The sequence below is a fragment of the Longimicrobiaceae bacterium genome (assembly GCA_035696245.1).
GTDB lineage: Bacteria > Gemmatimonadota > Gemmatimonadetes > Longimicrobiales > Longimicrobiaceae > DASRQW01.
Window position 1 is genome coordinate 1 of sequence record DASRQW010000073.1, and the last position, 3,245, is coordinate 3,245.

The 3,245-nt window shown below is 72.7% G+C and carries 3 protein-coding genes; all 3 read right to left on the reverse strand.

Annotation, left to right across the window (positions count from 1 at the left end):
* Window positions 1-911, reverse strand: a 911-nt coding sequence (hemB, locus tag VFE05_03590) for a porphobilinogen synthase (GenBank protein ID HET6229135.1), incomplete at its 3' end; no start/stop codon positions are given.
* A gap of 248 nt (window positions 912-1,159) precedes the next feature.
* Window positions 1,160-2,632, reverse strand: coding sequence for a capsule assembly Wzi family protein (locus tag VFE05_03595; protein HET6229136.1), 1,473 nt, complete (start codon window positions 2,630-2,632; stop codon window positions 1,160-1,162).
* Window positions 2,633-2,877: 245 nt separating this feature from the next.
* A partial coding sequence (locus VFE05_03600; protein HET6229137.1) for a uroporphyrinogen-III synthase occupies window positions 2,878-3,245 on the reverse strand: 368 nt, incomplete at its 5' end.

A 3,245-nucleotide genomic window follows, 5' to 3' on the forward strand; every position in this document is an offset into this window, starting at 1 on the left:
CGGATGGAGACCAGCGCCTCCTCCATCGCGCGGTCGCCGTCGATCCACCCGCGCTCGGCCGCGGCCACGATCATCGCGTACTCGCCGGACACGTGGTAGGCGCACACCGGGTGGCCCGTCTCGCGCTTCACGCGGTGGATCACGTCCAGGTACGCCAGCGCCGGCTTCACCATCACGATGTCCGCGCCCTCGGCGATGTCGAGCCGCACCTCGCGCAGCGCCTCGTCGGCGTTGGCGGGGTCCATCTGCGCCGCACGGCGGTCGCCGAACTGCGGCGTGCTGTCCGCCGCGTCGCGGAACGGGCCGTAGAAGGCCGACGCGTACTTGGCCGAGTACGCCATGATCGACGTCGCCGAGTGCCCCGCCTCGTCCAGCGCCTGGCGGATCGCGCCCACCCGGCCGTCCATCATGTCGGACGGGGCGACGATGTCCGCGCCCGCCTCGGCGTGCGTGAGGGCGGTGCGGGCCAGCAGCGGCACGGTGGCGTCGTTGTCCACCTCGTCGCCGCGCACGATGCCGCAGTGGCCGTGGCTGGTGTACTCGCACAGGCAGACGTCCGTGACGACGACCAGCTCCGGCAGCTCGCGCTTGAGCGCACGCACGGCTTTCTGCACGATCCCGTCGTCGTGGTACGCGCCGGTGCCCTCCGCGTCCTTCGCCTCCGGAAGCCCGAAGAGCAGCACGGCGGGGATGCCCAGCGAGAGCGCCTCCTCGGCGTCGCGCAGCAGCTCGTCCACCGACGTCTGGTCCACGCCCTTCATCGACCCCACGGGCCTGCGGACACCCTGCCCCGGCACGACGAAGAGCGGGAGGATCAGGTCCGAGGGACTCACCACCGTCTCCCGCACCAGCGCGCGGATGGGCTCGGTACGGCGCATGCGCCGCGGGCGGTACGCGGGATAGCTAGACATCTCCATCTCCATCTATCTGGAAAGCTCGTTCATCACGTTCATCCCCCGGCGCCGCCGGGGATCGTCAGCCGTCGACCATCGACCATCCGGCGGAAGGTGCCGCACCGGCCGGTCATCTGCCGACTTAGGCCGGGTAGCATCGGCCGATCATCTTCCGAATCTCCGGTCAACCCGCCGTCCTGCATCTCACGACACGGGAGTTGAGGATGGATCGATGATCTCGCTCGACAGGTCCCGTTCGCCCGCGGTCAGAACAGCAGCGAGAGGCCGGCCTGGAAGCGGCGCTCGTTCCAGCTGTGGCCCTGGTCGCGGAAGTACAGCGCGGACGCTTCGGCGTGGCGGTGCACACGCATGGCGGCGTCCAGCTGGAGGCCGCTGCTGCGTCCCTCGTGCTCCGGTGCGAACTGGTTGCCGGCCCGCAGCGGCGTGTCGTACCCGTGCGCCGTGCGCTCGTGCGTGAAGGCGCGGGCGCCCAGGCGCAGGCGCGCGTCCATGAGCTCGGCGCGCGCATAGCCCATCCACTCCCAGCCCTCGCCGCCCAGCGGATGGCCGAGCGTGTGGATGCCGCTCGCCCAGCCGCCCGGCTGCTGGAGGTGCAGGTACCACGGCGGGTTGCCGCAGCAGAACTTGGCGAAGCCCGTGCGCTCCACGCCCAGCGCGAGCTGCGGCACGCCCGGCACCGCGGGCACGAAGAGGCCGAAGATGCGCCCCGGCTCGCGCCACCACGCGCCCGACGCATCCTCGGCGCCCCACTCCATGTACAGCGTGACCGGGATCACGCTCTCCGTGGGCGCGCGGTAGCGCACGTCGGCCGAGACCACCTGGTTCTCGAAGTCGGCCGAGAGGATCCCCAGGAACATCTTGCCGACGGTGGAGAACGTTACCGGCGTGCCGATGCTGTCGCCGCCGAACACCGACGCGCGGTTGATGCCGATGTCCAGGCGCGGGTGCGGCTGGATGGCCCCCCGCATGCCGAAGAAGTACGGACGGCCGGGATGCCGCGGCTCCTCCAGCCGTGTCACGAACACCTCGCCGCTCGCGGGGCCCAGGTAACGCAGCAGCCACGGGAAGCGGAACGGCTGCGTCGTCTGCAGCTCCACGCGCGGAAGCGTGGCGCCGGTGAGCACCACCCCGCCGCTCGTCGCCGGCCCGTAGCCCATCGTCTCGCGGCCCACGGAGAGGGAGACGGAGCGGAAGCCGACGGTCGCCTCCCAGCGGTCCAGCGCGGCGCCGCCCTCTCCCACGCTCGGGTCGGCTTCCACGACGGCGAACCGCGTGAGCGCCGCCGCGAGCGTCCCCGTCGCCCGCACCTGGGAGAGCTCCGGGAGGTCGGCCGGCCCCTGGCGATTGCCGAACAGGCCCTTGCCCGGGCTCACCCGCCCCACGTGGTCCACGTAGCGCCCGCCCACCGAGCCGCCCAGCAGGCGCACGGGCGAGAGCCGCTCCGGGTGCGCCGACGAGTCGCCCGGCTCCACGTCCGCCTCCGGGAATTCCTCCACGAAGCGCTCGTACCAGCCGCGCGTCATCTCCGCCAGCCCCGGCCGCGGGTGCGACGCGGCGCGGTAGGCCGCCTCGCGCAGCGCGCGGGCCACGACCATGCGGGGGACGGAGCGCTGTGCCGGCAGGTAGCCGCTCACCAGCCCCAACGCCTCCGCACGCCACGCGGCGGCGACCGCCCAGTGCGTGGGCGGCAGCATGGGCGATACGGGGAGAGGATCCACGGGCGGCACCGGGCGAACGGACGGGAGGTCATCGTCCAGAACCAAGGTGGGTACGGCGCGCGCTGCGGAGTCCGGCACCTGCGCATGCAGCGCCCGTGGCGCTCCGGCACCGAGCACGGCGAGAAGGCAGCCGGCGTACCACAGGCGCGGGCGTCCGGCGCCACCAACGACGGAGCCGCCGCCTGCACGCGTGCAGGGGCGGCTTCCATCTTCCTGCGTATCAACGCCTTGGCTCGGCATCGGCCTCATCTGCTCTCCCCTTCGCATAGCTTCCGCACCGCCGCAACCAGTCCCGAGATGGTGTACTCCTCCGCCTCCACGTCCACCGTCAGCCCCAGCTCCCGCGCCGTCGCCGACGTGATCGGGCCGATGGACGCGACCCGCGCGCCGCCCAGGTCCGTGCCCGCGAGGTCGACGAAGTTCTTCGCGGTGGAGCTGGACGTGAACGTCACCACGTCGATCTCCCCCGCCGCGAGGCGCCTGCGCACGCTCTCCGCCTCCGCGCCGTCCGGCACGGTGCGATACGCGGCGACCTCGACGACATCGGCCCCGCGGCCTCGCAGCGCGTCCGGCAGCACCGAGCGCGCGACCTCGGCCCGCGGCAGCAGGATGC